Origin of the sequence: Mesorhizobium sp. M6A.T.Ce.TU.002.03.1.1, assembly GCF_003997275.1 — a bacterium.
Lineage (GTDB): Bacteria > Pseudomonadota > Alphaproteobacteria > Rhizobiales > Rhizobiaceae > Mesorhizobium > Mesorhizobium mediterraneum.
The window spans coordinates 21,810-28,037 of record NZ_RZTI01000079.1 but is presented as its reverse complement, the minus strand read 5'-3'; the positions used below and the strand labels follow the sequence as shown (position 1 = coordinate 28,037).

The 6,228-nt window shown below is 61.3% G+C and carries 6 protein-coding genes; all 6 read left to right on the top strand.

The features are described from left to right. Positions 1-573 (top strand): DeoR/GlpR family DNA-binding transcription regulator (locus tag EOC93_RS21670; RefSeq protein ID WP_127205649.1); only part of this gene is annotated, 573 nt, incomplete at its 5' end. Positions 574-698: 125 nt separating this feature from the next. After that, positions 699-2,225, top strand: a complete 1,527-nt coding sequence (gene glpD, locus EOC93_RS21665) for a glycerol-3-phosphate dehydrogenase (RefSeq protein ID WP_127205648.1) — start codon at positions 699-701, stop codon at positions 2,223-2,225. A 39-nt stretch (positions 2,226-2,264) separates the two neighbouring features. After that, positions 2,265-3,347: an ABC transporter ATP-binding protein gene (locus tag EOC93_RS21660; RefSeq protein ID WP_127205647.1), complete on the top strand. Its 1,083-nt coding sequence runs from the start codon at positions 2,265-2,267 to the stop codon at positions 3,345-3,347. Between the two features lie 13 nt (positions 3,348-3,360). Then, on the top strand, positions 3,361-4,431 hold the full coding sequence (locus EOC93_RS21655) for an ABC transporter ATP-binding protein (protein WP_127205646.1): 1,071 nt from the start codon (positions 3,361-3,363) through the stop codon (positions 4,429-4,431). A 2-nt stretch (positions 4,432-4,433) separates the two neighbouring features. Then, positions 4,434-5,300 carry a sugar ABC transporter permease gene (locus EOC93_RS21650; RefSeq protein WP_095485285.1) on the top strand — a complete coding sequence of 289 codons (867 nt, stop codon included), beginning with the start codon at positions 4,434-4,436 and terminating at the stop codon, positions 5,298-5,300. Between the two features lies 1 nt (position 5,301). Continuing rightward, positions 5,302-6,222 carry a carbohydrate ABC transporter permease gene (locus tag EOC93_RS21645; protein ID WP_185928244.1) on the top strand — a complete coding sequence of 307 codons (921 nt, stop codon included), beginning with the start codon at positions 5,302-5,304 and terminating at the stop codon, positions 6,220-6,222. Positions 6,223-6,228 lie beyond the last annotated feature (6 nt).

The window sequence follows — 6,228 nt, the reverse complement described above, 5'->3', positions numbered from 1 at the left end:
GAAGATGAGGCGCTGCGCAAGATCGCCGCCGACGAGAAGGAGGCGATCGGTCGCGCGGCGGCCAGGCTGATCCCGGATAATGCCTCGCTGTTCATCAATATCGGCACCACGACTGAGTCGGTCAGCAAGGCGCTTCTTGATCATAGTGGCCTGATGGTCATCACCAATAACATCAATGTTGCCAACAGGATGCGTATATATCCTTCGATCGAGGTGGTGATCGCCGGCGGCGTCGTGCGTGGTTCCGACGGCGGCGTGGTCGGCGAGGCGGCGGTCGATTTCATCAGGCAGTTCAAGGTCGACTACGCGGTGATCGGCGCCTCGGCGATCGACCATGACGGTGCGCTGCTCGATTTCGATTTTCGTGAAGTGAAGGTGGCGCAGGCGATCATCGCCAATGCCCGGCATGTGATCCTCGTCTCCGACCAGACCAAGTTCGAGCGGACGGCGCCGGTCCGGATCGGCCACCTGTCGCAGGTCAACACCTTCATCACCGATCGCTGCGACATCCCGTCGGTGCGCAAAATCTGCCAGGAGGCAGAGGTTCAACTGATCGAAACGTCGCTCTCCTAAGGGTGCCGTTGCGGCAATTGTCGCCGTTTATATTTCGTTTGACATTCGTTCTCATTTCGAAATAATCCCTTCACGGTTTCGTAAAAACCTAAAAATGCTGCAATGCGAAATCCGGGAGGACTTTTGTGGACGCACCCCCGATCCATGACATTTTCGTCATCGGTGGCGGTATCAACGGCTGCGGCATTGCCCGCGATGCGGTTGGGCGCGGCTTTTCGGTCTTCCTTGCCGAAATGAACGATCTGGCCAGCGGAACCTCCTCCGGCTCGACCAAACTGATCCATGGCGGCTTGCGCTACCTCGAGTTCTACGAGTTCCGCCTGGTGCGCGAGGCGCTGATGGAGCGCGAGATTCTGTGGAGGAACGCGCCGCACATCATCTGGCCGATGCGCTTCGTGCTGCCCTATGCCAAGGGTCTGCGCCCGGCCTGGCTGATCAGGCTCGGCCTTTTCCTTTACGACCACATTGGCGGACGCAAGTTGCTGCCGGCGACCAAGACGCTGGACATGGCAAGGGACCCGGCCGGCAAGCCGCTGAAGCCGTTGTTTCGAAAGGCCTTCGAGTATTCCGACGGCTGGGTCAACGATGCGCGGCTGGTGGCGTTGAACGCCCGCGACGCCGCCGACCGCGGCGCAACGATCCGAACCCGCACGAAAGTCGTCGGCGCACGCCGTGAAGGCGCGCTTTGGACGGTCAGGCTGGAAAATGCGCAGACCGGGGACACCGAGGAGGTCAAGGCGCGGCTTTTAGTCAACGCCGCCGGCCCATGGGTCGACCATGTGCTGTCCGCCACGGTCGGCTTGAACGACGTGCACAATGTCCGGCTGGTACAGGGCAGTCATATCGTCATCGGCAAGAAGTTCGACGATCCGCGCGCCTATTTCTTTCAGAACAAGGACGGCCGCATTATTTTCGCGATTCCCTACGAGGAAGAGTTCACGCTGATCGGCACCACCGACCAGGACTATCCTGGCGACCCGCATGACGTGAAGATCAGCGACGCAGAGATCGATTACCTCTGTGCTGCGGCGAGCGAATATTTCGCGAAACCGGTCAAGCGTTCGGACATCGTCTGGACTTATTCCGCCGTGCGCCCGCTTTATGACGACGGCGCCTCCAAGGCGCAGGAAGCGACCCGCGACTATGTGCTGAAGGCCGACGGCGGCGAGGGCACGGCACCGATCGTCAACACTTTTGGCGGCAAGATCACCACTTATCGCCGACTGTCGGAATCGATGCTCGAGAAAATCGAGGGTTTTCTCGGCAAGCGCGGCAAGCCGTGGACGGCAAACGCGCCGCTTCCGGGCGGCGATTTCCCGGCGAGCGGCTTCGATGCCGAAGTGGCGAAACTGAAAACGGCCTATCCGTTCCTCGACGCGCGCCTGGCGCGCCGCCTGACCCGGCTTTACGGGACTCGCGCAAGGATGCTGCTGGGCCTCGCGAGATCGAATGCCGACCTTGGCCGGAACTTCGGCGCCGATCTCTACGAGGCCGAGGTGCGGTACCTCGTTCAAAATGAATGGGCGATGACGGCCGAAGATGTATTGTGGCGCAGGACCAAGCGCGGCCTGCATCTGGGCCGCGAGCAGGCGGCAGCGCTCGACGAATTCATGCGCGGGATAAGCCGGCGCCATGTCGCGGCTGCCGAATAGTGGGGTCTGACTGATGCAGAAAGCCTGGGAGGAGGCATCATGCTGGAACTGAGAAACGTGACGAAGACGGTCGGCGCGACGGAGCATATACGCGACGTGTCCCTGACGCTTCAGCACGGCTCGCTCAACGTCCTTCTCGGACCGACGCTCTCCGGCAAGACCAGCCTGATGCGGCTGATGGCCGGCCTTGATGTTCCGACATCCGGTTCGGTCTGGTTCGACGGCAAGGATGTCACCGGTATCCCGGTGCAGAAGCGCAACGTCGCCATGGTCTACCAGCAGTTCATCAACTATCCGGCGATGACCGTTTACGAGAACATCGCCTCGCCGCTGAGGGTGGCCGGGACCGAGCGGGCAAAGATCGACAAGGAGGTGCGCAATGCTGCAGCCCTGCTCAAGCTGACGCCCTTTCTCGACCGCACGCCGCTCAGCCTCTCGGGCGGCCAGCAGCAGCGCACCGCGCTGGCGCGCGCCATCGTCAAGAACGCCAGCCTCGTGCTGCTCGACGAGCCGCTCGCCAATCTCGATTACAAGCTGCGCGAGGAGCTGCGTGCGGAATTGCCGAAAATCTTCGCGGCGAGCGGCACCATCTTCGTCTACGCCACGACGGAGCCGCACGAAGCTTTGCTGCTCGGCGGCAACACGGCGACGCTTTCCGAAGGCCGCATCACTCAGTTCGGCCCCACGATCGACGTCTTTCGCAGGCCGAACGACCTCGTCACGGCCAAGACTTTCGCGGATCCGCCGCTCAACACGATTGTGCTGAAGAAGAGCGGCTCGAGCTTCCTTCTTGATGGTGGGGTGAACCTCCCGGTGCCGGCTGAGCTCGCCGGTATTGCCGATACGAGTTACACGATCGGCTTCCAGCCCCACCATCTCTCTCTTACTCGGCCGAGCGCGTCAGCGGTTCCGGTGAGAGCCAAGGTCTCGGTCACCGAGATCACCGGTTCGGAGAGCTTTGTGCATCTCGACTTCGCCGATGTCCGCTGGGTGATGCTGGAGCACGGCATCCTGGTGTTTGAGCCGGACCAGACCATCGAGGTGTTCATCGATCCGCGGCACATCATGGTTTTCGACGCGAACGGCCGCTCGGCCGCGCCGCCACAGATGCTGGCGGCTTGAGGGAGGAGGGCACATGGCGCGCATCGACTGCAACCACATCCGCCACGCCTACGGGCCGCATCCGAAGTCGGACAAGGACTATGCGCTGAAGGAGGTGCATCACGCTTTCGAGGATGGCGGCGCCTATGCGCTGCTGGGGCCGTCGGGCTGCGGCAAGACCACGCTGCTCAACATCATTTCCGGGCTGTTGTACCCGTCGCATGGCGAGCTTCTGTTCGACGGCAAGGATGTGACCAATCTGTCGACGCAGGAGCGCAACATCGCGCAGGTGTTCCAGTTCCCGGTCATCTACGACACCATGACCGTCTACGACAATCTGGCCTTCCCGCTGCGCAACCGCGGCGTTCCGGAACCCGACGTCGATCGCAAGGTGCGCGAGACGCTGGAAATGACGGGATTGGCCGACATGGCCCGGAGAAAGGCGAGGGGGCTGACTGCCGACCAGAAACAGAAGATCTCGCTCGGGCGCGGGCTGGTGCGTTCCGATGTCAACGCGATCCTGTTCGACGAGCCGCTGACCGTCATCGACCCGCATATGAAGTGGGTGCTGCGCTCGCAGCTGAAGCAGCTGCACAGGCGCTTTGGTTTCACCATGGTGTATGTCACGCACGACCAGACCGAGGCGCTCACCTTCGCCGAGAACGTCGTCGTCATGTATGAGGGCGAGATCGTGCAGATCGGCTCTCCGGCCGAATTGTTCGAGCGCCCCAAGCATACATTCGTCGGCTATTTCATCGGCTCGCCGGGCATGAACGTCATGCCGGTCGCGGTCGAAGGCAGGAGCGCGCGGCTCGGCAGCCAGACGATCGAATTGCCGGGCGCGCCCAAGGCTGGAACCTCAGGCGTGATCGAACTTGGTATCCGCCCCGAATATGTCAGGCTTGGCGCTACCGGCATGCCGGTTTCAATCCGAAAGGTCGAGGATATCGGCCGCCACAAGGTGGTGCGCGCCAGTTTCGAAGGCCGCGACATCGCGGCGATCGTCGGCGAGGATGAGGACATTCCCGCCGATCCGAAGATCGCTTTCGACCCGGCCGGCATCAACATCTATGCCGATTCCTGGCGCGTCGAGATGGGAGGCTGAGCATGGAAAGGACCTGGAACAACAAGGCCTGGTTCATGGTGCTGCCGGTGCTCTTGCTGGTGGCTTTCTCGGCGATCATCCCGCTGATGACGGTCGTGAATTATTCGGTGCAGGACACTTTCGGCAACAACGTCTTCTTCTGGGCGGGCTCGGAATGGTTCGAGGAAATCCTGCATTCCGACCGTTTTTGGGAAGCGATGGCCCGCAACCTGGCCTTCTCGGCCATCATCCTGATCATCGAGATTCCGCTCGGCATCTTCATTGCGCTCAACATGCCGAAGAAGGGCTGGGGCGTTCCGGTCTGCCTGGTGCTGATGGCGCTGCCGCTGCTCATTCCTTGGAACGTCGTCGGCACGATCTGGCAAGTGTTCGGCCGCGTCGATATCGGCCTGCTCGGATATACGCTGCGGGCGCTCGGCTTCAACTACAACTATGTCAACGACCCGTTCGACGCCTGGATCACCGTTATCGTCATGGACGTCTGGCACTGGACGAGCCTCGTGGTCTTGCTCTGCTACGCGGGATTGGTCTCGATCCCCGACGCCTATTACCAGGCGGCGAAGATCGACGGTGCGTCGCGCTGGGCGATCTTCCGCTATATCCAGCTGCCTAAGATGAACCGCGTGCTGCTGATCGCGGTTCTGCTGCGCTTCATGGATAGTTTCATGATCTACACCGAGCCGTTCGTCGTCACCGGCGGCGGGCCCGGCAACACCACCACTTTCCTGTCGATCGATCTGGTGAAGCTGGCCATCGGAGAGTTCAACCTCGGTGAGGCAGCGGCCATGTCGATCGTCTATTTCTTGATCATCATGCTCCTGTCCTGGGTGTTCTACACCGTCATGACAGCCTACGACGCGGAGCAGTGAGATGGCGCGACTCGAGGAAAGCACGGCCGACGGACGAACGCTGATGCGGCAAACCCCCGCTAGCGCGGAAGCGCAGATAGCGAACGCCACGCTGGCCCGCAAGATGCGGCGACGGGGCGAGGAGTCGCGGTTCTGGTGGCTGGTGCCGACCATCTACATCATCTTCCTGATGCTGCCGATCTACTGGCTGGTCAATATGAGCTTCAAGACCAACCAGGAGATACTCGGCGCCTTCTCGCTGTGGCCGAGGAACCCGACGATCGCCAATTACATGGTGATCTTTACCGACCCGTCCTGGTACAAGGGTTACATCAACTCGATCATCTATGTGGTTATGAACACGGTGATTTCCGTCGCCGTGGCGCTTCCGGCAGCCTATGCCTTCTCGCGCTACCGCTTCCTTGGCGACAAGCACCTGTTTTTCTGGCTCCTGACCAACCGCATGGCGCCACCGGCGGTGTTCGCGCTGCCGTTCTTCCAGCTTTATTCGGCATTTGGCCTGATCGACACGCATATCGCGGTGGCGCTGGCGCACTGCCTATTCAACGTCCCGCTGGCGGTCTGGATTCTCGAAGGCTTCATGTCGGGCGTGCCGAAGGAAATCGACGAGACCGCCTATATTGACGGCTATTCCTTCCCGCGTTTCTTCCTCAGGATATTCATGCCGCTGATCGCGAGCGGTGTAGGCGTGGCCTGCTTCTTCTGCTTCATGTTCTCGTGGGTCGAGCTGCTGATCGCACGAACGTTGACCACGACCGCCGCCAAGCCGATCGCCGCGATCATGACGCGCACGGTCTCGGCCTCGGGCCTCGACTGGGGCGTTCTGGCCGCCGCCGGCGTGCTCACCATCCTTCCAGGCGCGCTCGTGATCTGGTTCGTCCGCAACTACATCGCCAAAGGCTTTGCCCTGGGGAGGGTGTGATGAAAC

Excerpts from the sequence above, each read along its gene's own strand:
- EOC93_RS21660 (WP_127205647.1), top strand. The coding sequence starts at position 2,265 with ATGCTGGAACTGAGAAACGTGACGAAGACGGTCGGCGCGACGGAGCAT.
- EOC93_RS21655 (WP_127205646.1), top strand. The coding sequence starts at position 3,361 with ATGGCGCGCATCGACTGCAACCACATCCGCCACGCCTACGGGCCGCAT.
- EOC93_RS21650 (WP_095485285.1), top strand. The coding sequence starts at position 4,434 with ATGGAAAGGACCTGGAACAACAAGGCCTGGTTCATGGTGCTGCCGGTG.
- EOC93_RS21645 (WP_185928244.1), top strand. The coding sequence starts at position 5,302 with ATGGCGCGACTCGAGGAAAGCACGGCCGACGGACGAACGCTGATGCGG.